This window comes from Pseudomonas phenolilytica (assembly GCF_021432765.1).
GTDB lineage: Bacteria > Pseudomonadota > Gammaproteobacteria > Pseudomonadales > Pseudomonadaceae > Stutzerimonas > Stutzerimonas phenolilytica.
Genome location: NZ_CP058908.1, coordinates 2,169,980 through 2,196,810 on the forward strand (window position 1 = coordinate 2,169,980; position 26,831 = coordinate 2,196,810).

Here is a 26,831-nt window from a genome sequence, read left to right on the forward strand (position 1 = left end):
GATGGCTGCCGCACAGGGGGATCGTCATGGCCTACCGGATACGCCCGTCACGCAATGCCGCCAAGGAGGTGCGCAAGGCCGCGCTGGATCGCATCGACAAGGCGATCCAGGCGCTCGGCGCCGCACCGGCGGAGCGCGCCGAGGGCATTCACCAGGCACGCAAGCGCTTCAAGGAGCTGCGCGCATTGTTGCGACTGGTGCGCGAGCCGCTGGGCCGGCGTTTCGGGACCGACAACCGGCGCCTGCGCGACATGGGCCGGCGGCTGGCCGAATCACGCGATGCCACGGCCATGCTGGAAAGCTGGGACGCGCTGGCCCGGCGCAACCGGCGGCTGTTCGGCAGCGAGGCGCTGCGCCAGGTGCGTGTGCGGTTGCAGCAGCGTGCCGCACCGGATGGCGAGGTACACGCCGGCGTCGACGAGGAGGTCGCGCAGGTGCTGGGCGAGCTGCGCGCGCTGACCGCGGACGCCAGACAATGGCAACTCGCGGGCAAGGGCTTCGCCCTGCTGGCCGACGGGCTGAAGCGGACCTATGCCGATGCCGTGCGAGACCTGGCGCGTGCCGAGAAAGCCGGCAGCGACGAACTGCTGCACGAGTGGCGCAAGCGCGTGAAGGATCACTGGTATCACTGCCAGTTGCTGTCGCCGTGCTGGCCGGAGGCGATGGAGCGGCGGTGCGAACAGCTCAAGCGGGTCGCCGACGCGCTGGGCGACGATCACGATCTGGCGGTGATGCAGCAGCTGATGCAGCACGAACCCGAGCTGTTCGGCGAGGCGCAAACCCACGAGCAACTGCGGCGTTGCATCGAGCGTCGGCGTGCGCAGCTGCAGCAACTGGCGCGGCGCCTGGGGCATCGCCTGTTTGCCGAGAAGCCGAAAGCGCTGGTGACGCGCTTCGATGCCTACTGGCGCATCGCGCGCAGCGAGCAGGGCTGAACGCCCGGAGCCTTCGGCGGGCGGCAGGCTAACCCGCCGCCCTCAGCTCAGCCGGCCACCAGGACCCGGATCGCCTCCAGGCGCAGCGCGGCTTTCTCCAGCGCGGCCAGGCCTTCTTCGCGCTGCTGGCGCAGCGCTTCGATCTCGCTGTCGCGCACGCTCGGGTTGACCGCCTGCAACGCGACCAGGCGGGCAAGCTCTTCGTCCAGTCCGGCCTTGAGCTTGCGCTGCGCCTCGGCGACGCGTTCGGTGTGGCGCGGCGCGACCTTGGCTTCGGCGGCAGCGATCTGCGTGGCGAGCACGTCGCGCTGGGCCTGGACGAACTTGTTGGCGCTGTTGCGCGGCACGCTTTCCAGCTGATCGTTGAGCGTATCGAACGCCACCTTGGTCGCCAGATCGTTGCCGTTACCGTCGAGCAGGCAGCGCAGCGCCAGCGGCGGCAGGAAGCGGCTCAGCTGCAGCGCGCGCGGCGCCACCACTTCGCTGACGAACAGCAGTTCGAGCAGGACGGTGCCGGGCTTGAGCGCCTTGTTCTTGATCAGCGCCACCGCGGTGTTGCCCATCGAACCGGACAGCACCAGATCCATGCCGCCCTGCACCATGGGATGTTCCCAGGTCAGGAACTGCATGTCCTCGCGGGCCAGGGCCTGCTCGCGGTCGTAGGTGATGGTGACCGCCTCGTCGTCGCCGAGCGGGAAGCTGGCATCCAGCATCTTCTCGCTGGGGCGCAGCACCAGGGCGTTCTCGGAGTGGTCTTCGCTGTCGATGCCGAAGGCGTCGAACAGCTGCTCCATGTAGATCGGCAGGGCGAACTGGTCGTCCTGTTCCTCGATGGCTTCGACCAGCGCCTTGCCCTGTTCGCCGCCGCCGGAGTTGAGTTCCAGCAGGCGGTCACGACCGGTGTGCAGTTCGGCTTCGAGGCGCTCGCGCTCGGCGCGGGCCTCGTCGATCAGGCGCTGGAACGCCTCGTCGTCGCCTTCTTCCAGCTGTGTCAGCAGGCGCGGGCCGAACTGGTGCTGCAGGGCGTTGCCGGTCGGGCAGGTGGCCAGGAAGGCGTTCAGCGCCTCGTGATACCACTGGAACAGGCGCTGCTGCGGGCTGGTTTCCAGATAGGGAACGTGCAACTGGATGACGTGCTGCTGGCCGATACGGTCGAGACGGCCGATGCGCTGTTCGAGCAGATCCGGGTGCGCCGGCAGGTCGAACAGCACCAGATGATGGGCGAACTGGAAGTTGCGACCCTCCGAGCCGATCTCGGAGCAGATCAGCACCTGCGCGCCGAACTCCTCGTCGGCGAAGTAGGCCGCGGCGCGGTCGCGTTCGAGGATGCTCATGCCCTCGTGGAACACCGTGGCGGGAATGCCGGAGCGCACGCGCAGCGCGTCTTCCAGGTCCAGCGCGGTTTCGGCGTGGGCGCAGATCACCAGCACCTTGTACTTCTTCAGCATCTTCAGGGTGTCGATCAGCCATTCGACGCGCGGGTCGAACTGCCACCAGCGCGTGCCGGCCTCGCCATCGTCCTGCTGGCTCTGGAAGGCCACCTCCGGGTACAGCTCGGCATGTTCACCCAGCGGCAGTTCCATATATTCGGCCGGGCAGGGCAGCGGGTAGGGGTGCAGCTGGCGCTCCGGGAAGCCCTGCACGGCGGCGCGGGTATTGCGGAACAGCAGGCGGCCGGTGCCGTGACGGTCGAGCAGCTCGCGGATCAGCCGGCTGCTGGCCTCGATGTCGCCATCGGTGGCGGCGGCGAGCAGAGCCTCACCTTCGGCGCCGAGGAAGGTGTGAATGGTCTCGTGAGCTTCCTGCGACAGGCGACCGTCATCGAGCAGTTCCTGTACGGCCTGGGCGACCGGCTGGTAGCTGCTGCTTTCGGCGCGGAAGGCCTCCAAGTCATGGAAACGGTTGGGGTCGAGCAGGCGCAGGCGCGCGAAGTGGCTGTCCTGACCGAGCTGTTCGGGGGTCGCGGTGAGCAGCAGCACGCCGGGGATCACCTCGGCCAGCTGTTCGACCAGCTGGTACTCGGCGCTGGCACCGTCCGGATGCCAGACCAGGTGATGCGCCTCGTCGACCACCAGCAGGTCCCAGCCGGCGGCGAAGGCGGCATCCTGGGCGCGTTCGTCGTCCTTCAGCCATTCCAGCGAGACCAGCGCGAGCTGGGCGTCCTCGAACGGGTTGCTGGCGTCGCTCTCGATGAAGCGCTCGTCGTCGAACAGCGCGACCTCCAGGTTGAAGCGCCGGCGCATCTCCACCAGCCACTGGTGCTGAAGGTTCTCCGGCACCAGGATCAGCACGCGGCTGGCGCGACCGGAGAGCAGCTGGCGATGGATGATCAGGCCGGCCTCGATGGTCTTGCCCAGGCCCACTTCATCCGCCAACAGCACGCGCGGGGCAATGCGGTCGGCGACTTCCTTGGCGATGTGCAGCTGGTGCGCGATGGGTTGCGCACGCACGCCGCCCAGGCCCCACAGCGACGACTGCAGCTGGGTGCTTTGATGCTGCAGAGTGTGATAGCGCAGGCTGAACCAGGCCAGCGGATCGATCTGGCCGGCGAACAGGCGGTCGCTGGCCAGGCGGAACTGGATGAAATTCGACAGCTGGGTTTCCGGCAGGGTGCGGGCTTCGTTCTGTGCGGTGAAGCCGTGATAGACCAGCAGGCCGTCGACGTCGTCGACCTCACGCACGGTCATCTTCCAGCCTTCGAAATGGGTAATCTCGTCGCCCGGGGCGAAGCGCACGCGCGTCAGCGGTGCGCTGCGCGTGGCGTACTGGCGGGTTTCGCCGGTGGCGGGATAGAGCACGGTGAGCATTCGCCCGTCGTGGGTCAGGATGGTTCCCAGCCCGAGCTCGGCTTCGCTGTCGCTGATCCAGCGTTGCCCCGGTAGATACTGCTGCGCCATGCTGCCTCCGCTGTGAAAAAAGCCGGTTATGGTAACGGAACGCCGCGTCGAGAGCGACGACGACCGACGGCCTTCGAGCACAGGAAGTGTAGCGGCCCTGCTACAGTGACAAACAACGATCCACCTCGATGCGCAACAGGGCTCACGCATGCTGCCACCCATTCCCTCAGGCGTCTTTCCGGTCAGTGCGCAGCAGGACGCGGTCAAACCGCGGCCGGATATCCAGCCCGTTGCGCCGGTGGAACCGGCCGCCGGGGAGAGTGCCATCGCCCTGGACCGCCGCCACCCGCAGGAAACCGAGCAGATGCTGCGCGATGAGCAGCGTCGACGGCAGCGGCGCGGATCGACGCCGGGCGAGCAGGCTCCTGACGTCCCGAACGAGGGCGACGCCCGCGATGATGCAGACGAGCGCCCGCGCCAGGGCCGGTGGGTGGATGTCGAAGTCTGAGCCGCGCCACGTGCCGTGGCGGTGGTCGGGTGATCGTGCATGACCGACCCGCTGTCCTTGCCCGATACCGATCTGCGCTATCTGCCGCAGTGGCTCGCGGCGCCGCTGGCGGATGCCTGGCTGGCCGAGCTGATCGAGCAAACCCCGTGGCAACAGCCGCAGATCAGCCTTTACGGCCGCCGTGTGGCGATCCCGCGGCAAGTGGCCTGGTACGGTGATGCGCAGGCGAGCTATCGCTATTCCGGCCTGCAGCACGAGCCGCTTCCCTGGACGCGCTTGCTCGCGGCGATACGCGAGCGCTTGCAGGACGAGCTCGGACAACCATTCAACGGCGTGTTGCTCAATTACTATCGCGATGGCCAGGACGCGATGGGCTGGCACAGCGATGACGAACCGGAGCTGGGCGACGAGCCGCTGCTGGCGTCATTGAGCCTGGGCGCGACCCGACGCTTCGATCTGCGGCGCAAGGGCAGTCAGCGTATCGAGCATTCCATCGCCCTCGAACATGGCTCGCTACTGGTCATGGGCGGGGCGACCCAGCATCATTGGCAGCACCAGATCGCCCGCACCCGCAAGGTCCGGACGCCGCGGCTTAACCTGACCTTTCGCCTGATCCATCCACGGACCCGAGCATGAGCAGTGACGACGACAAGCTGATCGATTTCAGCGCTGAGCGCGACAAGCGCATTCATGAGCAGAACGACAAGCGCCTCGCGCAGATGCGCAAAGCCTTCGAGCAGGTGCTGCCGCTGGGGCAGGACAAGAAGAGTCGCAGCAAGAAGAAGCCGAAGAAACGCTGATTTCGCCGATGCACGAGCGTCTGGCGAGCACGGCTGCGACGGCCGGCTGGGCGCTCCGATCCTCTCCCGTTAGCCCCGCATTCACGCCGCGATACCCGGCCAACGCGCCGATTTCGTCTCGAAATACCCCTCCTTTCTTGATCCAGATCAGTCGCCGGGCACGCTTTTCGTCGGCCATCTGCGGCTATTGACATCGATCAATTTTGTGCGCCGAAGAGCGCATTAACGTGCGCCCATCGGACAGCAAAACAGCTTCGGAGGGAAGGTCTCATGTTCGTCGATAATGTGGTGCTCGCAGGGGTGGTCACGGTCGGCCTGATGGTCGCCTTCCTCGGTGGATTCGCATATTTCATCTGGCGGGACGCGCAAAAGAAAAAGCGCAGCTGATCCCGCTCGATATAAAGAGCACGCAAGGCATTTGGGCGACCCTAGGTCGCCTTTTTTTTGCTCTTGATTTATGCGACGGCCGAGGTTGGGGAGGCCTCGGTCAGGCAGCCGCCCGCGCAACGGCACGGAGCGGCAGGGAGGGGGTCAGCCAATGCTGATCGGCGGCAGCTCCTTCAGCTCCACGGTTTCGTGCTTGCGTGGAGCCAGCACTTCGGCCTCGCCATCGACGACTTGCTCGTCGTTCTGGTTGAACACCTGCGTGGCGATGCGCACGCGGTTCTTCGGCAGCTTTTCCAGAATTTCCAGGCGCACGGTGAGGGTGTCGCCGATCTTCACCGGGCGGGTGAACTTCATGGTCTGGCCGAGATAGATCGTGCCCGGCCCCGGCATGGTGCAGGCCACGGCAGCGCTTATCAGCGCACCGCTGAACATGCCGTGCGCGATGCGCTCGCGAAACAGCGTGCCAGCGGCGAACTCGGCGTCCAGATGCACCGGATTGCGATCGCCGGACATGGCCGCAAACAGCTGGATGTCGCGTTCGCCGACGGTTTTCTCGAAGCTCGCGGTCTGACCTACTTCCAGCGCGGAGTAGGGCGTGCTGCTGATGGTATTCATGCTCGGTATCTGTCCTTGGTCGCAGAGAGGGGGAAGCGGCGTGCCTGCTCGGAAGAGCGCGCGCACCGGTCGGGCTGAAAAAGGTGCGCTGCATTCTAGTGGTTGACGCGAAGCTTGTCCCGACGTCCGGGGCGCTTGGTCGGAGATGGAAGATTCACAGCGGTGATGGGGGCTGGTGCGCGCTTGCACCTTGGTGATGAGCTGCTAAGTTCGGCTCAGCCCGGATACCCGCACGGGCCAGACACTCTCAGGTCAAGAGGCTAATAACAATGCAACCTGAATTCTGGAATGACAAACGTCCCGCCGGCGTGCCGAACGATATCGATATGTCCGCCTACCGCTCCGTGGTCGAGGTGTTCGAGCGTGCCTGCAAGGCGCACGCGGATCGTCCGGCCTTCACCAACATGGGCGTCACCCTGACCTACAGCGATCTCGAACGCCACTCCGCGGCTTTTGCGGCCTGGCTGCAGAACCACACCGACCTGCAGCCGGGCGAGCGCATCGCCGTGCAGATGCCCAACCTGCTGCAGTATCCGATCGCTGTGTTCGGCGCGCTGCGTGCCGGGCTGGTGGTGGTTAACACCAATCCGCTGTACACCGTGCGGGAGATGCGCCATCAGTTCCAGGATTCCGGCGTGCGTGCGCTGGTGTATCTGAATACCTTCGGCCGGCAGGTGCAGGACGTGCTGGCCGACACCCGCATCGACTACCTGATCGAGGCGAAGATCGGTGACCTGCTGCCCGGCCTGAAGGGCGCGCTGGTCAACGCCGCGGTCCGGCATGTGAAGAAGATGGTGCCGGCCTACAGCCTGCCACAGGCGGTCTCGTTCAAGACGGTACTGCGCGAGGGCGCACGCCACAGCCTGCGGCCAGTGCCGCTGAGCCAGACGCACCTTGCGGTGTTGCAGTACACCGGCGGCACGACCGGCGTGGCCAAGGGGGCGATGCTCAGTCACGGCAATCTGGTGGCGAACATGCAGCAGGTACGGGCCAACATGCAGCAATTGGATGACAAGGGCCACCCGGTCATTCGCGAGGGGCAGGAGGTGATGATCGCGCCGTTGCCGCTCTATCACATCTACGCCTTCACCGTGAATTGCATGTGCATGATGGTGACTGGCAACCACAACGTACTGATCACCAACCCGCGCGACATCAACGGCTTCGTCAAAGAGCTGCAGCGCTGGCGTTTCTCCGGTTTCCTCGGCCTGAATACGTTGTTTGTCGCGCTGATGTCCCATCCGGACTTTCGCCGGATCGACTTTTCCGCACTCAAGGGCACCAATTCCGGCGGCACGGCACTGGTTTCGGCGGTGGCCGAGCGCTGGCAACAGCTGACCGGCTGCACCGTGGTCGAAGGCTACGGCCTCACGGAAACCTCGCCGGTAGTCTGCGCCAACCCGCACGGCGAGCGTTCGCGGCTGGGAACGGTAGGGCTGCCGGTACCGGGCACCGTGCTCAAGGTGATCGACGACGACGGCCGTGAGCTGCCACTCGGTGCGCGTGGCGAGCTGTGTGTGAAGGGACCGCAGGTGATGCAGGGTTACTGGCAGCGCCCGGAGGCGACCGCCGAGGTGCTCGACGAGGCGGGCTGGCTGCGCACCGGCGATATCGCCGTCATCGACGAGGACGGCTTCGTGCGGATCGTCGACCGCAAGAAGGACCTGATCATCGTCTCGGGCTTCAACGTCTATCCCAACGAGATCGAGGAAGTGGTGATGGCGCACCCCAAGGTCGCCAGCTGCGCCGCTATCGGCGTGCCCGACGAGAAATCCGGCGAGGCGGTCAAGCTGTTCATCGTGCCGCGCGAGCCAGGGCTGACCGTCGAGGAGCTGCAGCGCTACTGCCGGGAGAATTTCACCGGCTACAAGCTGCCGCGCCACTACGTCCTGCGCGACTCGCTGCCGATGACCCCGGTGGGCAAGATCCTGCGTCGCGAGTTGCGCGACATCGCCTGAAACCGCCTGTCAGGCGCTTTGGCGCGGCCTATCTGGCGAGTGACCGAATCGTTATATTCGGTCACTTTGTGCCTTGGTTGTACATAAATGGCTCTATTCGCTCAGTTTCAAAGCTGCTAACCTCGGCCGACTTCTTGCCGCTATCCACGGCACAAAAGTTTACAAAACACAACAAAACAGCTGCCATTGTGTGCAGTGAAGAAGGCTGTCGCTTAGGAGTAGGGTCATGACCGAAAACTTCTGGAAGGATAAATATCCTGTTGGGGTTGCCAGCGAGATCAATCCCGATGAGTACCAGAATATCCAGACAGTGCTGAAACTGTCCTGCGAGCGCTTCGCGGACAAGCCGGCTTTCAGCAGTCTCGGCAAGACGCTGACCTACGGCGACCTCTATCGACTCTCCGGCGATTTCGCCGCCTATCTTCAACATCACACCGATCTGCAACCAGGCGATCGCATCGCCGTGCAGCTGCCCAATCTGCTCCAGTACCCGATCGTGGTGTTCGGCGCCATGCGTGCCGGGCTGATCGTAGTCAACACCAACCCGCTGTACACCGCGCGGGAGATGGAACACCAGTTCAACGATGCTGGCGCCAAGGCGCTGGTGTGCCTGGCCAACATGGCACACCTGGCCGAGGCGGTGCTGCCCAAGACTGGGATCAAGCATGTGGTGATCACCGAGGTGGGCGACATGCTCGCGCCGCTCAAGCGTCTGCTGGTCAACACCGTGGTCAAGCACGTCAAGAAAATGGTACCGGCCTACCGTCTGCCTTCGGCGGTGCGTCTGAACGATGCTCTGGCCCAGGGCCGCGGCCGGACGGTGCGTGACGCCAGTCCGAACGGCCAGGATGTCGCCGTGCTGCAGTACACCGGCGGCACCACCGGCGTCGCCAAGGGCGCGATGCTGACGCACCGCAACATCGTCGCCAACATGCTGCAGTGCAAGGCGCTGATGGGCTCGAACCTCGAGGAAGGTCGTGAAGTGCTGATCGCGCCGCTGCCGCTCTATCACATCTATGCGTTCACCTTTCATTGCATGACGATGATGCTCAGCGGCAACCACAACATCCTCATCAGCAACCCGCGCGACCTGCCGGCGATGATGAAGGACCTGGCCCGCTATCGCTTCAGCGGCTTCGTCGGTCTCAACACGCTGTTCGTCGCGCTGTGCAACAGCGAGGACTTCCGCAAGCTGGACTTCTCCGCGCTCAAGGTCACGCTGTCGGGCGGCATGGCGCTGCAGCTGGCCACGGCAGAACGCTGGAAGCAGGTCACTGGCTGCGCGATCTGCGAAGGCTACGGCCTGACCGAAACCAGCCCGGTGGCCTCGGTCAACCCGATCACGCATATCCAGCTCGGCACCATCGGCATCCCGGTGCCTTCGACACGTTTCAAGGTCATCAACGATGACGGCCAGGAGCTGCCGCAGGGCGAGATCGGCGAGCTGTGCATCAAGGGGCCGCAGGTGATGAAGGGCTACTGGCAACGGCCGGAAGCCACCGCCGAGGTGATGGATGCCGAAGGCTTCTTCAAGACCGGCGATATCGGCGTGATCCAGGCTGACGGCTACATCCGCATCGTCGACCGCAAGAAGGACATGATTCTGGTCTCCGGCTTCAACGTCTACCCGAACGAGCTGGAAGACGTGCTGGCAACGCTGCCGGGCGTCCTGCAGTGTGCCGCCATCGGCGTACCGGACGAGAAATCCGGCGAAGCGATCAAGCTGTTCGTGGTGGTCAAGCCGGGCGAGAGCCTGACTCGCGAGCAGGTCATGCAGCACATGCACGATAACCTGACCGGCTACAAGCGCCCGCGCTACGTCGAGTTCCGCGACAGCCTGCCGACCACCAACGTCGGCAAGATCCTGCGTCGGGAGTTGCGTGATCAGGAATTGAAGAAGCTCGCCGAAGCGAGCTGATCGAGCCGCACGATAAGAAGCCCCGCCAGCTGCACGCTGCGCGGGGCTTTTTTTTGGGGCGGCGGAGGTGGTGATCGCCAGCGACGCTGGAAGCACCGTGCGAGGCACGCCCAACGAGCGCTGACGTGCGTTTTCTGAGAGACCCTTCACGCTGAAAGGTTTTTTTCGTCGCAGGGGTAAAGTAACCCGAGGATTAAGCCGACAAGCTCTTGCAATACCTAAGTGCCGTCACCTTTTGGTCGGTGGTCGCTAGTACTTTAGAGATGGATGCCATGCTTTCGAATCTTCGACTTCGCGCGAAACTCCTGCTACTGGCCCTCGGGCCGATCCTGCTCCTGACGATCATGCTCAGCGGCATCGCCGTGTACGAGCTGCGCAACCTCGCCGAGCAGCAGGAGGAGCACACCCGACAGAGCCTGATCAGTGACCGCCGTGCCGAACTGCAGAACTACGTGCAGCTCGCGCGCAATGCGCTGGCGCCGATCTACGACGCCTCGGCCGACGGTGACATGCAGGCGCGCGACCAGGCGGTGGCGATCCTCGAGCGCCTGTCGTACGGCAAGGACGGCTATTTCTGGGGCTACGACGACAAGTCCGTGCGCGTTCTGCAGGGCAACACCCGCGACAAGATCGGCCAGAGCTTCTACGACTTCCGCGACCCGAATGGCGTCTATGCCATCCGTGAGCTGGTAGCGGCGGCGCAGAACGGCAGCCATTACGTCGATTACAGCTTCGGGCTGGCCGCCAGCAGCACCCTGGTGCCCAAGGTCGGCTATGCCGAGTACCTGCCGAAGTGGAAGCTGGCATTCGGCACCTCGCTCAACCTCGACGGCGTCGAGCGCGACGTCGAAGAGGCGCGCGCCGAGTTCCAGCAGCGCATCGACGTGCTGGTGACCATCATGCTCGGCTCGGCCGCGGCGCTGCTGGTACTGATGGCGATTCTTGCCGTGTTCATGAGCAACGCCGTACTGCGGCCGCTGCTGCTGATAAAAGCCCGTCTGGACGACATGGCGCAGGGCGAGGGCGATCTCACCCATCGCCTGCCGGTGACCAGCAAGGACGAGCTCGGCGAACTGGCTGGCGCCTTCAACCGCTTCGTCGAGAAGATCCATCTGCTGGTACGCCAGGTCGCCGGTACCACCACCGAGCTGACCGGCATGGTGGGCGCGGTGGCCAGCCAGGCGCAGCGTTCCGAGCAGGCCATGGCCAGCCAGCGTCACGAAACCGACCAGGTCGCCACCGCAATCAACGAGATGTCCGCCGCCGCCCATGAAGTAGCCATGAGCGCGCAACGTGCCGCCGAAGCGGCGCAGGAAACCGACCAGCAGGGCCAGGCGGCCAAGCAGGTGGTCGACCAGAGCATCCGCCAGATTCATGAGCTGGTGGTCGAGCTGCGCGGCAGCGGCGAGTCGCTCGAAGGGCTGCAGCAGGATGTGAAAGGCATCGTCGGCGTGCTCGACGTGATCCGTGCCATCGCCGAGCAGACCAACCTACTGGCGCTCAACGCGGCCATCGAGGCGGCGCGGGCGGGCGAGGCCGGGCGTGGCTTCGCCGTGGTCGCCGATGAGGTGCGCGCGCTGGCCAGCCGCACGCAGCAGAGCACCGGTGAGATCCAGGGCATGATCGATCGCCTGCAAAGCGCCACCAGCCACACCGTGACCGCCATGCTGCGCGCCGGCGAGAAGGGCGACAGCACTCAGCAGCAGGCGAACCAGGCCGGCGAATCGCTGGATGCCATCGCGGCGTTGATTGGCACCATCAACTCGATGAATGCGCAGATCGCCGCGGCAGCCGAAGAACAGACCGCCGTGGCCGAAGAGATCAACCGCAGCGTGCATCACATCGCCGATGCCGTGGACACCGTGGCGAGCGACGCCGCGCAAGGCGCGCAGACCTCGCGTGATCTCGGCGGTGTGGCCGAGCGCCTGCAGAAACTGGTCGGCCAGTTCCGCGTCTGATCGTGACGCAACGGCGGCGCAATGCCGCCGTTGCGTTTGGCTTGCCTGCGACTCCCTCCCGAAAACCTCCCCGCCGTTACTTCCAGCCCAACCAGGCCGGTGCGTGAGCTGTGCGCGCCCGTACGCCGCGCCGTCGCGTTGCCGCGGAGTTCCACTGACCCGACCGACGGCATGACCGCCTGGCGCCCCCGCAAGAACGCCGCGGCGAGCCCCCGGGTCTAGCTCCCTATGGCCGCGTCCCCGATACCGGGGAGTGGTGGTGTAAGCCTTAAGCGGCCTGCCCATCAATCACGTCGCAAGGATGAGTCACCCATGCACAAGAACAACAACGCACTACGGGTAGTCGCTTCTCTCGCAATGGCCTTTACCGGCGCGGCTTTCGCCGCACCACCGGTCGAGACCCAACGTTTCGATGATTTCTGGAGTCCCGGCAAACCGGATGCCTCGGTCTGCCGCTCGCCGTTGATGGTCGGCACACCGCTCGGTCTGCCGCGCTGTCTGCAGGCCGGCAACGTACTCAAGCACCTGCAAAGCCTGCAGGACATCGCCAGCCTCAACGACGGCAACCGCGCTTCCGGCCTGACGGGCTACCAAGCCTCGGTGGATTACGTGCGCAGCAAGCTGGAGCGCGCCGGCTACCGGGTGCGAGTACAGGCCTTTCCCTTCCTCGCCTTCTACCCGACCGGCCCCGGCGTGCTCAATGCGCTGGCGCCGCAGCAGCAGAACTACGTCTGGGAGGAAGACTTCACCTACCTGGAGCAGAGCGATCCCGGCACCGTCACCGCCCAGGTGGTAGCGGTGGACGTCGCGCTCGGTGCCGGCAACACCTCCACCAGCGGTTGCGAGGCAGAAGACTTCGCCGGCTTCCCCGCTGGCGCCATTGCCTTGATCCAGCGCGGCACCTGCGCGTTCGGCCAGAAGGCCACGTTGGCCGCCGCGGCGGGAGCATCCGGCGTGGTGATCTTCAACCAGGGCGATACCGAGGACCGCAAGGGCCTGATGGGCGCCACCCTCGGTGCGGATTACGCTGGCGGCATTCCGGTGCTGTTCGCCACCTACGACAACGGTGCGGCCTGGGCGCAGACCGCCGGCTTGCAATTGAGCATGACGGTCGACGTGATCCGCGAGCAGACCGAAACCTACAACGTCCTGGCCGAGACGCGTCGCGGCAATCCGGACAACGTGGTGATGGTCGGCGCGCACCTGGACTCGGTGGCCGAAGGCCCCGGCATCAACGACAACGGTTCCGGCAGCGCTGCATTGCTGGAGATGGCGCTGCTGATGAGCAAGGCCCATCCGTTGAACAAGGTGCGCTTCGCCTGGTGGGGCGCGGAGGAATCCGGTCTGGTCGGTTCGACCCATTACGTCACGCAGTTGCCGGACGAGGAAAAGCGGCGCATCAAGGCCTACCTCAACGCCGACATGATCGGCTCGCCGAACTTCGCCAACTTCATCTATGACGGCGACGGTTCGGACTTCGGCCTGCAGGGCCCGCCCGGCTCGGCAGCCATCGAGCGACTGCTGCGTGCGTACTTCGATCTGCGCAACCAGCCCTCCGAAGGCACGGAAATCGACTTCCGTTCCGACTATGCGCAGTTCTTCGAGGATGGCATCGCCTTTGGCGGGCTGTTCACCGGCGCCGAGGACGTGAAGAGCGAGGCCCAGGCGCAGCGCTATGGCGGTGCGGCAGGACAGGCGTTCGACCCGTGCTATCACAACGAGTGCGACAACCTCGCCAACATCTCCAGCGAAGCCCTCGAGCTGCACGGCGATGCGCTGGCCTTCGCCACCAGCTGGCTGTCGCTGTCGACCAAGGCCATCGATGACGAGATTGCCGCCGCGGCCAGCGCCGCCCAGGGTGCCACGACCCTGCGTGCGCAGAAGGTACAGGAGAAATCCCGCTGGGGTCTCTGGCTGCGCTGATCGTCTGAGCGTCTGACCATCGCGCCGGTTCGCCGGCGCGGTGCGATTGAAGGGCTGTCGGCTCGTCGTTCGGCACCGTGCGAAATCTGCGACAATCGCGCCCTTCACGAATTGCCCCACGGCTGTCCATGACCGACGCAACGCCCGCCTTCGATACCCTGTTCAACAACCTCGACCAGACCTTCAGCGCCGACCGCCATCGCTTGCGCCGGCAGCTGCACGAGCTGCGCAAGAAGCCCGATGAAGGCAAGTTCGCCCAGTGGCTGGAGCGCTTCCGGGCCTCGGTGGCCAAGGTCGAGGCGCGTCGGCAGAGCGTACCGGCGATCCGCTACGACGACGCCCTGCCGATTGCCGCCAAGCGCGACGAGATCAAGGCCGCGCTGGAAAAGCACCAGGTGCTGGTGATCGCCGGTGAAACCGGTTCGGGCAAGACCACCCAGTTGCCGAAGATCTGCCTGGAGATCGGCCGTGGCGTGAATGGGCTGATCGGCCATACCCAGCCGCGCCGGCTGGCCGCGCGCAGCGTGGCGACGCGGGTGGCGGAGGAGCTAGGCGCGCCGCTGGGCGAACTGGTGGGCTATCAGGTGCGCTTCGAGGATCAGAGCACCGAGCGCACGCTGATCAAGCTGATGACCGACGGCATCCTGCTGGCCGAGACCCAGCACGACCGCTTCCTGGAAAAGTACGACACGATCATCGTCGACGAGGCCCACGAGCGCTCGCTGAATATCGATTTCCTGCTCGGCTTCCTGAAAACGCTGCTGCCACGCCGGCCGGACCTGAAGGTGATCATTACCTCGGCGACCATCGATCTGCAGCGCTTCAGTAAGCACTTCAATGATGCGCCGATCATCGAGGTGTCCGGGCGTACCTACCCGGTGGAGACCTGGTACCGCCCGCTGGCCGCCGAGGCCGACGAGGACGGCAACCGGGTCGAGGACGATCTGACCGTCGATCAGGGCATCCTCGCGGCGCTGGACGAGATCGCCGCTCACGAGAAAAGCGTCGGCCAGCGCCCGGGCGACGTGCTGGTGTTCCTCCCCGGCGAGCGCGAGATTCGCGATGCTGCCGAGATGCTGCGCAAGGCCAACCTGCGCCTGACCGAGGTGCTGCCGCTGTATGCGCGCCTGACGCCGGCCGAGCAGCAGAAGATCTTCCGTCCGGCAGCCGGCCGCAAGATCGTGCTGGCCACCAACGTCGCGGAAACCTCGCTGACCGTGCCGGGCATCCGCTACGTGATCGACTCGGGCACCGCGCGCATCAGCCGCTACAGCTACCGTGCCAAGGTCCAGCGCCTGCCCATCGAGGCGGTGTCGCAGGCCAGTGCCAATCAGCGCAAGGGCCGCTGCGGCCGGGTCGAGCCGGGCATCTGCATCCGCCTGTACAGCGAGGAGGATTTTCTCTCCCGCCCGGCGTTCACCGATCCGGAAATCCTGCGCACCAACCTCGCCGCGGTGATCCTGCAGATGCTGCACCTGCGCCTCGGCGATATTCAGGATTTCCCCTTCATCGAGCCGCCGGACGGCAAGGCCATCAGCGACGGCTTCAACCTGCTGCAGGAGCTCTCGGCGGTCAACCGCGAGAACCAGCTGACGCCATTGGGCCGCCAGCTGGCGCGCCTGCCCATCGATCCGCGCCTTGGCCGCATGCTGCTGGAGGCCGCGCGGCTCGGCAGCCTGAGCGAAGTGCTGATCGTCGCCAGCGCACTCTCGGTGCAGGACGTGCGCGAGCGCCCGGCCGACCGCCAGCAGGCGGCGGATCAGGCCCACGCACAATGGAAGGACCCGGACTCGGACTTCGCCGCGCTGATCAACCTCTGGCGCGGCTTCGAGGAGCAGCGCCAGGCGCTGGGCGCCAACGCGCTGCGCAGCTGGTGCCGCAAGCACTTCCTCAACTACCTGCGCCTGCGCGAGTGGCGCGATGCGCACCGGCAATTGCTGCTGATCGCTCGCGAGCTCAAGCTCGGCGCGGGTAAGGCGGTGGATGGCTCCGGCCATCCACCCTACGCCAAGGGCAAAACCGATGCCCCGGACGGCCACGTCGGCAAGCATCGTAGGGTGGAAGACGGCGCAGCCTCTTCCACGCGTCCGGCCGATTCCGCCTCCCAACCCGCGCCCACCAAGGACACCAAGGTCAACGTCATCCTCCGCCAGCAGGCCGAAGCCAGCGAGGCCGCGCAGAAGGCCAAGAGCTACGCCGCCGTGCACCAGGCGATCCTCGCCGGCCTACTCAGCCAGATCGGTCACAAGACCGAGGACGGCGATTATCTCGGCGCGCGCCAGCGGCGCTTCTGGATACATCCGGGAAGCAGCATCGGCCGCAAGAAGCCGCAGTGGGTAATGGCCGCCGAGCTGGTGGAAACCACCAAGCTGTTCGCGCGCATGGTGGCGAAGATCGAACCGGACTGGATCGAGCCGCTGGCCGGGCACCTGATCAAGAAAAACCACTTCGAGCCGCACTGGGAGAAGAAGCGCGGCCAGGTGGTGGCCTACGAGCAGGTGACGCTCTACGGGCTGATCGTGGTCGGCCGCCGCCCGGTGCACTACGGGCCCATCGACCCGCCCGCGGCGCGCGAGCTGTTCATCCGCGAAGGCCTGGTGCGCGGCGAGATCAACAGCCGTGCCCGCGCGCTGGCGGCCAACCGCGAACTGCTCGAGCGCATGGACGAGCTGGAGGCCAAGGCGCGGCGTCGCGACATCCTCGCCGACGAGGAAACCCTGTTCGGCTACTACGATGCGCGCCTGCCAGCGGACATCTACCAGACCGCCAGCTTCGAGAACTGGTATAAGCGCGAGAGCCAGAAGAACCCGCAGCTGCTGGTCATGCGCGAGGAGGACGTGCTCGCCCGCGAAGCCAGCGAGGTCACCGCCGCGCAGTACCCGGACCACCTGCGCATCGGCGAGCTGCAGTTGCCGCTGGAATACCACTTCGAACCCAACCACCCGCGCGACGGCGTAACCCTGCGCGTGCCGGCGCCGCTGTTGCCGCAACTGCGGCGCGAACGGCTCGACTGGCTGGTGCCCGGGTTGATCGAGGCCAAGGCGGTCGCGCTGGTGCGCGGCCTGCCCAAGGCGATCCGCAAGAACTTCGTGCCGGTGCCGGACTTCGTCGGCGCGGCGCTTTCCAAGATCGCTTTCGGCGAAGGCTCGCTGCCCGAGGCGCTGGGGCGCGAACTGACGCGCATGACCGGCGCCCGCGTGCCGGACGAGGCCTGGGCCGAGGCCGCCGCCGGGCTGGAAAACCACCTGAAGATGAACATCGAGGTGGTCGATGCCCGCGGCAAGTTCCTCGGCGAAGGCCGCGACCTGGCCGAGCTGACGGCGCGCTTCGCCGAGGCCAGCCAGGCCGCCCTGGCGCCGCCGCAGCAGAAGGCCGAACAGAAGCCGGTCGAGGCCAAGGGTTTTGCCCAGGTCGCGGAAAAGGCCCAGGCGAAGATGGCGGGCTTGTCGATGACCGTCTACCCGGCGCTGGTGGAAGAGGCTGGGGTGGTCAAGGAGGCGCGCTTCCCGACCCAGGCCGAGGCGGAATGGCAGCACCGCCGCGCCCTGCAGCGCCTGTTGCTGCAACAGCTGGCGGAACCGGCCAAGTACCTGCGCAACAAGTTGCCGGGCCTTACTGAGCTCGGCCTGCTCTACCGTGACATGGGCAAGGTCGATGCACTGGTCGAGGACATCCTGCTGGCCAGCCTGGACAGCTGCATTCTCGATGGCGAGGTCGCGCTGCCGCGTGACGGCGCCGCACTGGCGTCGCTGGCCGAGCGCAAGCGCGGCGACTGGACCGCGCATGCCGAACGGCTGGCGCGCCTGACGCTGGAAATCCTCAAGCACTGGCACGGCCTGCAGAAGCGCTTCAAGGGCAAGATCGATCTGGCCCAGGCGGTGGCGCTCAACGACATCAAGGCGCAGCTGGGCAACCTGGTCTATCCGGGCTTCGTCCGCGAAACGCCGGCCGAGTGGCTGAAGGAATACCCGCGCTATCTCAAGGCCATCGAGCAACGCTTCGAGAAGATCGGCGCGCAGCTGCAGCGTGATCGCGTCTGGTCCGGCGAGCTGGGCGGCTACTGGGAGCAGTACCAGGCGCGGCTGCACAAGCACCAGCAGGAGGGCAAGCGCGACCCGCAGCTGAGCCAGTACCGCTGGATGCTGGAGGAGTACCGCGTCTCGCTGTGGGCCCAGCAGTTGGGAACCCGGATGCCGGTATCGGACAAGCGCCTAAACAAGCAGTGGAGCCAGGTCGAGCCCTGATCGCCGGGGCGACCGTTCCACGCAGATGCCGGGAGGCTCATGCACACTCACAACAGCCTGCCCGGCGTGCTCAGTTCGCTCGGTGCATCGGCACTGTTCGCCACGCTCTACTACTACACCACGTTGCTGCAGCCGCTGGATGGCCAGCAGGTGTATGGCTGGCGCATCCTGCTGACCGCGCCGTGTCTGGCGTTGCTGCTGCTCGGTTTCGGGCGCCTGAGCGAGGTGCGTGCGATTCTGGCGCGGCTGCCCGCCGAGCCGCGGCTGTGGCTGGGCTTGCCGCTGTCCTCGGCGCTGGTCGGCGTGCAGCTGTGGCTGTTCATGTGGGCGCCGATCAACGGCCACGGGCTGGATGTTTCACTCGGCTATTTCCTGCTGCCGCTGGCCCTGGTGCTCACCGGGCGACTGCTGTTCGGCGAGGCGATCAGTCGGCTGCAACGGTTGGCCTGCCTGCTGGCGGCCGTTGGCGTCGGCAACGAACTGCTGCGGGCGTCGTCGTTGTCCTGGCCGGTGCTAGTGGTCGCGCTCGGCTATCCCGGCTACTTCGCCCTGCGCCGCTGGATCGGTACCGCCAACCTCGGCGGTCTGTGGCTGGACCTCGTCATCAGCCTGCCGGTCGCCGCCGCGTTCGCCCTGGCCGATGGCGAGACGCTGCGCCAGGTGGCCGCGAGCCCGCGCCTGCTGGTACTGATCTTCGGTCTAGGTGCGCTCAGCGCGGTGGCGCTGGCGCTGATGATCATCGCCGGCAAGCGCCTGAATCTTGCCCTGTTCGGCCTGCTCAGCTACGTCGAGCCGGTGTTGCTGGTGGTGGTGTCGCTGTTGCTCGGCGAAAGCATCGCGCCGCAGCAATGGCTGACTTACGGCGCGATCTGGCTGGCCATCGCGGTGTTGGTGCTGGAAGGGCTGCGGGCGCTGCGCAAGATGGGCAAGCGCGCCGCCTGATCCCGACGCTGCGCGCTCAGGCCATCGGTCCCTCGAACACCCAGCCCGCCTGCGGGTTGCGGTCGCTGGCCTGCTCGCGGGCCTGCAGCGCCTCGGGCAGGGCGCTGGCGTCGCCGCGCTGGCCGATGGCGACGAAGGCGTGGATCGCCACATTCGCCGGTAGCCGGAGATAGCGTCGCGCGCGTTCGGCATCGAACCCGCCCATCGCGTGGGTGGCCAGCCCCATGTCGTAGGCCTGCATGGCGAGGCTCATCCAGGCCGCGCCGGTATCGAAGGCATGGCTGGGGAAGGGCTGTTCCGCGCCGTCGGCAGCCGTGCGGGTGCTTTGCGACAGCACCGCCACCAGTGCGCCGGCATGCCGCGCCCAGGCCTGATTGGCCGGCACCAGCAGGGCGACGAAATCCTCGAAGTGCGGCGTGCCGGCGAGCGCGTAGCAGAAACGCCACGGCTGGAAGTTGTAGGCCGAGGGCGCCCAGCGGGCCGCCTCGAACAGCGAGCGCATCCGCGCTTCGCTCAGTGGCTGGCCGTCGAAGGCGCGCGGCGACCAGCGCGCGGTGAAGGACGAGGCGATGGGGTGCTGGGCCTGGCGTGCGTTGCTCATGGATGCTCCTGGCGAAGGGTGGAGAACCGATTTAACCGGCGAAACCCGTCCGGTGCCAGCACCACGGCTCGATGGTCGGCTCGGCGCGCAATCCGCCCGGCGAGTGCTAGCGTTCATGGCTGACCTACTCGATTGCAGGAGCGCGGCATGGATCGATTCACCGGCGGCTGCCTGTGCGGCAGCGTGCGCATCGTGGCCTCCGGGCGGCCCTATCGGGTCGGCCTGTGCCATTGTCTCGATTGCCGCAAGCACCACGGCGCGCTGTTCTACGCCGCGGCGATCTTTCCGCAGGCGGCGGTGAGCATCACGGGCGAGACGCATGAGTACGCCGGGCGGCACTTCTGCCCGCGTTGCGGCTCGTCGGTGTTCGCCCACAGCGCGGACGAGATCGAAGTAAGCCTTGGCGCACTGGATGCGCCCGACCAGCTGACGCCCACCTACGAAAGCTGGACGCTGCGCCGCGAAGCCTGGCTGCCGACGTTCCCGCTCGCGCATCGCTACACACGTGATCGCGACGGGAACGGGCGAGAGGAATAGCGCGGTGGTCGTGTCGGTCAACCGGCCAGCGCGGCCTCGATGGCTGCGATGTCGATCTTCCGCATCGTCATCATCGCCTCGAATGCGCGCCGCGCCGCCGCGCCATCCGGATGGGCGATGGCGGCCGTCAGCGCGCGCGGTGTGATCTGCCACGACAGTCCCCAGCGGTCCTTGCACCAGCCGCACTCGCTTTCCTGACCGCCATTGCCGACGATGGCGTTCCACAGGCGATCCGTTTCGGCCTGGTCGTCGGTGGCCACCTGGAACGAGAACGCCTCGCTGTGCGGGAACGCCGGCCCGCCGTTCAGGCCCAGGCAGGGAATGCCCATCACCGTGAACTCGACTGTCAGCACATCGCCCTGTTTGCCCGCCGGATAGTCCGCCGGCGCGCGATAGACGGTGCCGACAGCGCTGTCGGGAAACGTCCTGGCATAGAAGGTCGCCGCCTCCAGCGCGGCGCCGTCGTACCACAGGCAGATCCGGTTCTTGCTGCTCATGCGGGTTCTCCGGGAAGGCGTTATCGATGCCTCGCCACAGCCTAGACCGACATCGAGCGCAGAGTGCGACGGCGAGCATGAACCCGATGAACGAGCCACCGGATTCGGTACCGGTCAGGTCGGCTCCACCTCGTGCAGGACGCCGTCCTTGCCCAGGCGCAGCCGCAGGAAGTCCCGCGCCAGAAACAGCTGGCCGTGATACGCCGTGGCCGCTTCCTGGCGGATCTCCTCGATGGAATGTCCGCGCTGCGAGCCGGGCTGGTAGCGCGCGCTGAAGTGCGTCAGCACCAGGTTCGGCACCTCGGCCTGCTGCGCGAAGGCCGCTACCTGAGCGGCGCTGCTGTGGCCGAAGGTATTGCCGCTGGTTTCGACCAGCGTCTGGCTATACGTCGCTTCGTGCACCAGCACCTGAGCGCCGCGGCAGGCCTCGGCAAGCAGCGGCGGACGGTCGTTGTCGCCGCCAATGACGACGCGCCGCGGCGCGCGGGTGAAGCTCAGGTAGTCCTCACTGCGCAGCGTTCGACCTTCATGTTCGAGGTCGAAGCCGCGTGCCAGCTGCCCCCAGAGCGGGCCGCGCGGAACGCCGTCGCGCTCCAGCCGCTCGATGTTCAAGCGCGGGTCCGGGCGCGCCTCGGTGAAGCTGTAGCCGTAGCAGGGCACGCGATGGGACAGCGCGGTTGCCGCGACGCGCATGTTCAGGCTGCGCCACTCGCCGAGGCTTTCGACGGCATGGAAGGCCAGCTCATAGCCCAGCCAGGCGTGGCTCATGCGCAGCGTCGCCTGCAGCCAGTCGGCGATACCCGCCGGGGCGATGATCTCCAGCGGATGCCGGCGGCCCATCATGCCGGCGCTGGCGAGCAGGCCGGGCAGGCCGTAGCAATGGTCGCCATGGACATGGGTGATGAAGATCGCGCGCAGGTCGTGCAGCGACAGCGGCATGCGCAGCAGGCGGTGCTGCGTGCCTTCGCCGCAGTCGATCAGGTACCAGGCCTTGCCGGCGTCCTCCTGCAGGGCCAGGCCGGTGACGTTGCGCGCCCGGGTGGGCGTGCCGGAGGAGGTGCCGAGAAAGACCAGATCCACAGCGCGTGCGCTCCTCGATTCACGGGGCGGCCGGAGGCCGGCGACGGACAGGGGTCATCGCGACGCGCAGTCTATGCGCCTGCGCCGGTGACGCAAGTCTCACCGGCATGTCGGCCTCAGGGGTGTTCGCAGTTGACCATCCAGGACACGCCGAAGCGATCGGTGAACATGCCGAAGCGTTCGGCCCAGAAGGTCTTTTCCATCGGCATGACGACCTGGCCGCCGGCAGACAGCCCAGCGAACAGGCGCTCGCCCTCGGCCACGCTGTCGGGATGCAGGCTGATCGAGCAGCCCTTGATGCCCTCGTACGTGCCGCTGCCGCAGTCCATGCCGGGCATGGTGTCGGACGCCATCAGCCGGTAGTCATCGAGCGTCAGACAGACGTGCATGATCCGTTCGCGATGCTCGGCGGGAAAGTGCTCGGCTTCGGGTGCCTGGGCGAAGGTCATCATCTCCAGCGTGCCGCCCAGCACCTGCTGGTAGAAAGTGAAGGCTTCGCGGGCCTGACCGTCGAAGGTGAGGTAGGTGGAAAGTTTCATGTCACGCTCCTTGGCGCAATCGTTCGGAGGAGCCGGTTCGCGCGGGCTCGTTCGTGGGACTGGAAAAAGCCTAGACGGACCTGCGGCGATTGCCGCCGGCTCCGATCACCGGTCGAACGCTGGCCCTGCGCAGCGGCAGCCTGGCGGGGTTTTCGGCTGGAGACGACGGATCACTTGAGGCGGTAGCGCGCCAGATCGTGTGGTTTGAGCATGCGTAGCTGCCCGGGGTTGAGCAGTTGTATGTCGAGCGCCAGCAGCGGGTCGACGCCCATGTCGCGCAGGTAGTTCTGCGGCGTGCGGCGCGGCAGCTGGCCGACCGCCAGCGCCGATTCGCCGCTGGGTAGATAGGGCCGCTGCAGCGCGACGTGGCCACGCACGGTGCGCTGCCGGCCCGCGGCCAGCAGGTAGATGCAACTGCCCTGGCAGATCGCATCGGGCGGCACCAGCGCGTCGAAGCCGGTTTCGCGCAGCAGGTAGCCCATGCGCATCGCCTCGGGCGTGCTGCCGCCGATGTTGTCGAGGATCAGCAGCTTGCGCGCGTACTTGCCGGGGTGTGCAGCGATACCACGCAGCAGCGCCTGATAGTCGCCGGGAGCGACCTGCTCGGTGACGCGCGCGACGAGGATCTTGCCCTGGGTCTGATGCTCCACGGGCATGACCTCCACCTGCGCCGAAACGCAGCCGGCATACAGGGCGAAGGCGTAGAGCAGGGCGGGACGGAGCATGTGACGGGCGTTCCTGGCGTGACGGAGGTGGCGAAGATACCGATCACGCGCGGTTTCGCCTACCGCAACACGCAGGTTGAAACCTGCCGCGGCGCTGGAGTATGGTTCGGACACTTCTGGAGATCAGCATGCCGTTCAGCCTCGACCGTTCCGCCCTCGCTCATACCGCCGCCGCTCGCGTCGCGGTGCTGCGTGCCCGGCTGGTCGTCGCTGCCGGTTATTACTTTGGGTACTGGTTTAGCCACGGGCGCGCCTGATACCCCACAGGCGCCCTAGCAAGCAGGGTCGCCACCAGACAGTTTTCGAACCCCCGGTCGGCCACCCGACCGGGGGTTTTGTTTTTCCGGCCGCCAACGGCCCAACGTCACGAGGAATGCAGCATGACCACTTACTACCGCACCGATCGTTATTACCGCTACGACTGGCGATTTAGCCGCTTCGACGCCTGCCTGACACCACTCGAACGAACACACGACTAGCGCCGTCGCGGCCTTGCCGCGCCGGCAGAAGGAATCGCCCGATCATGAATGCATCCGCCACTGCCCAGAACGCCGCCCTGCCACTCGCCCTTTGCAAATCCGCGGCCGATCCACTCCCTCCCCGTCGCAGCGCCCAGCCGTTGCCCAGTCCGGCCGTACTGCGCCAGCGCCTGCCGCTGAGCGATACGCTCGCCGCCCGTATCCACACCGATCGCAACGCCATCCGCGCGGTCCTCGATGGCCGTGACCCGCGCCTGCTGGTGGTGGTCGGCCCCTGCTCGCTGCACGATCCGGTCGCGGCACTGGAATACGCCGAACGCCTGGCCGAGCTGGCACGCGAGCTCGACGACCAGTTGCTGCTGGTCATGCGCACCTACGTGGAAAAGCCGCGCACCACGGTCGGCTGGAAAGGGCTGGTCTACGATCCGCATCTGGATGGTAGCGGCGACATGGCCGAAGGCCTGCGGCTGTCGCGCCGGCTGATGCTGGACATCCTGGCCTGCGGCCTGCCGATCGCCAGCGAACTGCTGCAACCGCTGGCCGCCAGCTACTTCGACGACCTGCTGGGCTGGGCCGCCATCGGTGCGCGCACCAGCGAGTCGCAGATCCACCGCGAGCTGGTCAGCGGTCTGGATCTGCCGGTGGGCTTCAAGAACGGCACCGATGGTAGCCTGGGCATCGCCTGTGACGCCATGCGTTCAGCGGAACATCCGCATCAGCACTTCGGCATCGACGATCTCGGTCATCCGGCGCTGCTGCAGACGCGCGGCAATCCGGACACCCATCTGGTGCTGCGCGGCGGTCACGGTGCGCCCAACTACGACGCGGACAGTGTCGGCGCAGCTCGCCGCGCACTGCAAAAGCAGGGCATCGTGCCGCGCATTCTGGTCGACTGCAGCCACGCCAACAGCGGCAAAGATCCGCTGCGTCAGCCGGCGGTGCTCGACAGCGTGCTGAGCCAGTGCCTGGCCGGCGATACCAGCCTGCGTGGGGTGATGCTGGAGAGCCATCTGTTCGACGGCTGCCAGCCGCTTGCCGGCGAGCTGCGCTACGGTGTCTCGATCACCGATGGCTGCCTCGGCTGGAGCGGTACCGAGCAGCTGTTGCGCGAGGCTGCCAGGCGGCTGCACAGCTGAGGGCTGGCGGGCGTCGCGTGCTTTCCACCCTGCGCAGTGGCTATCGGTCGTAGGGTGGATGGCCGCAGCCATCTACCACTCTGGCGCAGCGGATGCTACGTCGGCGGGCAAGCGCGCCACGCATTGTTCGCCTCGGAGCTAGATGCTCCAGCTTGCAGCCGCTCGCCATCCTCGGCACCCTTTGCCGTCGCTTGCGCAACCGAAAGGCCCATCCATGCATGACTACAAATGGCTGCACGAATACTGCCTCAACCGCTTCGGTTCGGCGGCGGCGCTGGAAGCGCGCCTGCCGCAACCGAGCAGTGCCGAGGCGTTACGTGCGCTAGCCGATGACCGCTACCTGTCGCTGATCGCGCTGCGCATCTTCCGCGCGGGGCTCAAGCACAGCCTGGTGGACGCCAAGTGGCCCGCTTTCGAGCAGGCGTTCTTCGGCTTCGATCCGCACAAGGTGGTGCTGATGGGCGGCGAGCACATCGAGCGGTTGATGCAGAACACCCAGCTGATTCGTCATCTGGGCAAGCTCAAGAGCGTGCCGCGCAATGCCCAGTTCGTCCTCGACGTGGCGAAGGAGAAGGGCAGTTTCGGCAACCTGCTTGCCGACTGGCCGGGCAGCAACATCGTCGGTCTGTGGCGCTACCTGGCGCGGCACGGCAGCCAGCTCGGCGGGGTTTCCGCGCCGCGTCTGTTGCGCATGGCCGGCAAGGACACCTTCGTGCCGAGTACCGATGTGGTGGCCGCGCTCAAGGCGCAGGGCGTCATCGACAAGGTACCCAGCAGCCAGCGCGACCAGGCCGCGATGCAGGCGGCCTTCAACCAGTGGCAGGCCGAAAGCGGCCGGCCGCTGTGCCATCTCTCGGCAATGCTGGCGTACACCGTCAATCACTGAGGCTGTTGCGACGGTTTGGCGCAGCCGGGCCGGCGGGCTGCGGTGCTAAAGTCGAAACATGACCATCGTCAAGAATTCCCGCCAGTTGATCGGCTGTCTGCTGCTGGTCAGCCTGCTGTTCAACGGCTTCGGCTGCAGCCTGCAGCATGCCTCGCACGTCGGTTTCGAGCTGGCGATGGGGCAGGGGCTGTTCTGCCTCAGCGACGATGGTGACTTCGCGCCGGGCGACCTTGCCGGCGATCCCGTCGCCGCCCTGGCACTGCCGTTCGATTGCCCGCTGTGCAGCTCATTATTCGTCGCGCTCGTTGCGCTGTTCGGACTGATCTGGCCCGGTCGGCGCACGCCGCTCAGCATTGCGCTGCGGCGCGCCGAGCGTCTCGGACCGCGGCATCACTGGCCCACGCTCAACCCTCGCGCGCCCTGAATCGTCCTGACTGACCACTGAACCACCCGGCTGCAGCCTTCTGTGCGCTGCGGGGTGGGCCTCTGCCGGCGCGAGCTGGCGGCACCTCAGCTCAGGACCATTCAGCATGACCGTGATGGAACGCTTCACCCGCACTGAGAATCGCGCCAGCCCCTGGCTGCCGTTCCCGGACTATCCCAGCAATGCACGCAACTTCGTGCACCTGGACGCCAAGCTGCTGCCGTACTGGCACGCCCTGTTCGATGTCTGCCCGCGGCTGCTCAAGCTCGACCCACCGGACGGCCTGACACTCTTTCGCGACTTCATGACCTGGGCCTATCGCTGCCAGCTCGCGCTCGACTGGACCTTCCATCTGAGCGCCTGCCGCTGGCTGCTGACCTCGCGTTACCGCGAGCAGATCGACGCCGAGGATATCGAGGCGATGATGCTGGCCGCGGCGGCGCGCTGGGCCGGGACCGATGACAGCGCCGCGCTGGGCATCGTGCTGGGCTGGCAGGGCAGCGCCGACAGGGTGTTCGACTGGAAGCCCCGCGTGCAGCGCAGCGCCCGCATTCTGCCGGCCGAGCTGGAAGAGCTGCCGCCGACACCTTGGGATTTCGCCTGGAGCCCGCTTTCGAGCACCGCCGGCAACGGTTTTCGCCGCTGGTTGCGGGTGCCGTGAGCGCGACAGTCCGCCGCGCTGGCCGTCCGTGCGGCGCTGAATCCGAGGCTCGTCGGGGAATCCTCGCCCGCCGGGCTTGCCAACAGCGCTGCGCGTTGCACGCCAAGGGCTACGCTGAACAAGCGAGACGGCAAGCGCCAAGGCGCCGCAACGCCCGGAGGCTGAGGCAAGCCGTCGCAGTTGTGAGCGCTCCGGCGGAGCGGGACACTTCTTCCGTCTCGCATGGTGCAGGGTTTGCGGC

The 26,831-nt window shown here is 66.5% G+C and carries 23 protein-coding genes and 2 pseudogenes; 18 read left to right on the top strand and 7 right to left on the bottom strand.

Features of this window, described 5'->3' with window-relative positions:
- Positions 1–26: 26 nt before the first annotated feature.
- On the top strand, positions 27–935 hold the full coding sequence (locus tag HU825_RS10520; protein WP_234301988.1) for a CHAD domain-containing protein: 909 nt from the start codon (positions 27–29) through the stop codon (positions 933–935).
- Positions 936–982: 47 nt separating this feature from the next.
- Here the strand turns inward: HU825_RS10520 and rapA are convergent, their stop codons facing one another.
- A complete protein-coding gene (rapA, locus tag HU825_RS10525) occupies positions 983–3,832 on the bottom strand; it encodes an RNA polymerase-associated protein RapA (protein WP_234301989.1) in 2,850 nt (949 codons plus the stop codon).
- A 148-nt stretch (positions 3,833–3,980) separates the two neighbouring features.
- Between rapA and HU825_RS10530 the strand changes: the two genes are divergently transcribed.
- From HU825_RS10530 to ccoM, 4 genes are all read left to right on the top strand, one after another.
- Complete coding sequence (locus HU825_RS10530; RefSeq protein ID WP_234301990.1) at positions 3,981–4,280, top strand: aspartate-semialdehyde dehydrogenase; 300 nt, start codon at positions 3,981–3,983, stop codon at positions 4,278–4,280.
- A gap of 39 nt (positions 4,281–4,319) precedes the next feature.
- Positions 4,320–4,916, top strand: coding sequence for an alpha-ketoglutarate-dependent dioxygenase AlkB family protein (locus HU825_RS10535; RefSeq protein ID WP_234301991.1), 597 nt, complete (start codon positions 4,320–4,322; stop codon positions 4,914–4,916).
- Positions 4,913–5,080, top strand: coding sequence for a hypothetical protein (locus HU825_RS10540; RefSeq protein WP_165595268.1), 168 nt, complete (start codon positions 4,913–4,915; stop codon positions 5,078–5,080). The genes HU825_RS10535 and HU825_RS10540 overlap by 4 nt, the downstream gene beginning before the upstream one ends.
- A gap of 270 nt (positions 5,081–5,350) precedes the next feature.
- Positions 5,351–5,467, top strand: a complete 117-nt coding sequence (gene ccoM, locus HU825_RS18765; protein ID WP_008568212.1) for a cytochrome c oxidase subunit CcoM — start codon at positions 5,351–5,353, stop codon at positions 5,465–5,467.
- 144 nt (positions 5,468–5,611) lie between these two features.
- Here the strand turns inward: ccoM and HU825_RS10545 are convergent, their stop codons facing one another.
- Entirely contained in the window at positions 5,612–6,082 is a 471-nt protein-coding gene (locus HU825_RS10545) for a MaoC family dehydratase (protein ID WP_008568211.1), read from the bottom strand.
- 269 nt (positions 6,083–6,351) lie between these two features.
- Between HU825_RS10545 and fadD2 the strand changes: the two genes are divergently transcribed.
- From fadD2 to rarD, 7 genes and pseudogenes are all read left to right on the top strand, one after another.
- Positions 6,352–8,040: a long-chain-fatty-acid--CoA ligase FadD2 gene (gene fadD2 / locus HU825_RS10550; protein WP_043295993.1), complete on the top strand. Its 1,689-nt coding sequence runs from the start codon at positions 6,352–6,354 to the stop codon at positions 8,038–8,040.
- A gap of 226 nt (positions 8,041–8,266) precedes the next feature.
- The gene (gene fadD1, locus HU825_RS10555) at positions 8,267–9,958 is read left to right on the top strand and encodes a long-chain-fatty-acid--CoA ligase FadD1 (protein WP_043295994.1); all 1,692 of its coding nucleotides are present in this window, start codon (positions 8,267–8,269) and stop codon (positions 9,956–9,958) included.
- A 344-nt stretch (positions 9,959–10,302) separates the two neighbouring features.
- Positions 10,303–11,010: pseudogene (locus HU825_RS18890) on the top strand (cache domain-containing protein); the annotation flags it as partial.
- Between the two features lie 309 nt (positions 11,011–11,319).
- A pseudogene (locus HU825_RS18895) lies at positions 11,320–11,916 on the top strand (methyl-accepting chemotaxis protein); the annotation flags it as partial.
- Between the two features lie 312 nt (positions 11,917–12,228).
- Positions 12,229–13,839, top strand: coding sequence for a M28 family metallopeptidase (locus HU825_RS10565; protein WP_234301992.1), 1,611 nt, complete (start codon positions 12,229–12,231; stop codon positions 13,837–13,839).
- A 128-nt stretch (positions 13,840–13,967) separates the two neighbouring features.
- Positions 13,968–18,083 (top strand): ATP-dependent RNA helicase HrpA, encoded by a 4,116-nt coding sequence (gene hrpA, locus HU825_RS10570; RefSeq protein ID WP_234301993.1) that lies wholly within the window; start codon positions 13,968–13,970, stop codon positions 18,081–18,083.
- A 39-nt stretch (positions 18,084–18,122) separates the two neighbouring features.
- Positions 18,123–19,025 carry an EamA family transporter RarD gene (rarD, locus tag HU825_RS10575; protein WP_043295998.1) on the top strand — a complete coding sequence of 301 codons (903 nt, stop codon included), beginning with the start codon at positions 18,123–18,125 and terminating at the stop codon, positions 19,023–19,025.
- 16 nt (positions 19,026–19,041) lie between these two features.
- Here rarD and HU825_RS10580 read toward each other — a convergent pair whose 3' ends face one another.
- Entirely contained in the window at positions 19,042–19,626 is a 585-nt protein-coding gene (locus tag HU825_RS10580; protein ID WP_003286951.1) for a nitroreductase family protein, read from the bottom strand.
- A gap of 147 nt (positions 19,627–19,773) precedes the next feature.
- Here HU825_RS10580 and HU825_RS10585 point away from each other — a divergent pair, with 147 nt between their 5' ends.
- Positions 19,774–20,163, top strand: a complete 390-nt coding sequence (locus HU825_RS10585) for a GFA family protein (RefSeq protein WP_003286950.1) — start codon at positions 19,774–19,776, stop codon at positions 20,161–20,163.
- 17 nt (positions 20,164–20,180) lie between these two features.
- Here the strand turns inward: HU825_RS10585 and HU825_RS10590 are convergent, their stop codons facing one another.
- The 4 genes from HU825_RS10590 to HU825_RS10605 form a co-directional block, all read right to left on the bottom strand.
- The gene (locus HU825_RS10590) at positions 20,181–20,660 is read right to left on the bottom strand and encodes a VOC family protein (RefSeq protein WP_003286949.1); all 480 of its coding nucleotides are present in this window, start codon (positions 20,658–20,660) and stop codon (positions 20,181–20,183) included.
- Between the two features lie 114 nt (positions 20,661–20,774).
- A complete protein-coding gene (locus HU825_RS10595) occupies positions 20,775–21,740 on the bottom strand; it encodes a ribonuclease Z (protein ID WP_102827373.1) in 966 nt (321 codons plus the stop codon).
- Positions 21,741–21,856: 116 nt separating this feature from the next.
- On the bottom strand, positions 21,857–22,279 hold the full coding sequence (locus tag HU825_RS10600) for a VOC family protein (protein ID WP_003286946.1): 423 nt from the start codon (positions 22,277–22,279) through the stop codon (positions 21,857–21,859).
- A gap of 170 nt (positions 22,280–22,449) precedes the next feature.
- Positions 22,450–23,004 carry a COG3904 family protein gene (locus tag HU825_RS10605; RefSeq protein WP_003286945.1) on the bottom strand — a complete coding sequence of 185 codons (555 nt, stop codon included), beginning with the start codon at positions 23,002–23,004 and terminating at the stop codon, positions 22,450–22,452.
- A 128-nt stretch (positions 23,005–23,132) separates the two neighbouring features.
- Between HU825_RS10605 and HU825_RS18770 the strand changes: the two genes are divergently transcribed.
- The 5 genes from HU825_RS18770 to HU825_RS10625 all read left to right on the top strand — a co-directional run bounded on the left by HU825_RS18770 (position 23,133) and on the right by HU825_RS10625 (position 26,590).
- Positions 23,133–23,261, top strand: a complete 129-nt coding sequence (locus HU825_RS18770; protein WP_256203191.1) for a hypothetical protein — start codon at positions 23,133–23,135, stop codon at positions 23,259–23,261.
- A gap of 266 nt (positions 23,262–23,527) precedes the next feature.
- A complete protein-coding gene (locus tag HU825_RS10610) occupies positions 23,528–24,619 on the top strand; it encodes a 3-deoxy-7-phosphoheptulonate synthase (RefSeq protein WP_234301994.1) in 1,092 nt (363 codons plus the stop codon).
- A gap of 214 nt (positions 24,620–24,833) precedes the next feature.
- Positions 24,834–25,505 carry a DNA-3-methyladenine glycosylase I gene (locus HU825_RS10615; RefSeq protein ID WP_138299436.1) on the top strand — a complete coding sequence of 224 codons (672 nt, stop codon included), beginning with the start codon at positions 24,834–24,836 and terminating at the stop codon, positions 25,503–25,505.
- Positions 25,506–25,563: 58 nt separating this feature from the next.
- Positions 25,564–25,929: a DUF2946 domain-containing protein gene (locus HU825_RS10620; RefSeq protein ID WP_234301995.1), complete on the top strand. Its 366-nt coding sequence runs from the start codon at positions 25,564–25,566 to the stop codon at positions 25,927–25,929.
- Between the two features lie 106 nt (positions 25,930–26,035).
- Positions 26,036–26,590, top strand: coding sequence for a putative natural product biosynthesis protein (locus tag HU825_RS10625; RefSeq protein WP_234301996.1), 555 nt, complete (start codon positions 26,036–26,038; stop codon positions 26,588–26,590).
- Positions 26,591–26,831: the final 241 nt, after the last annotated feature.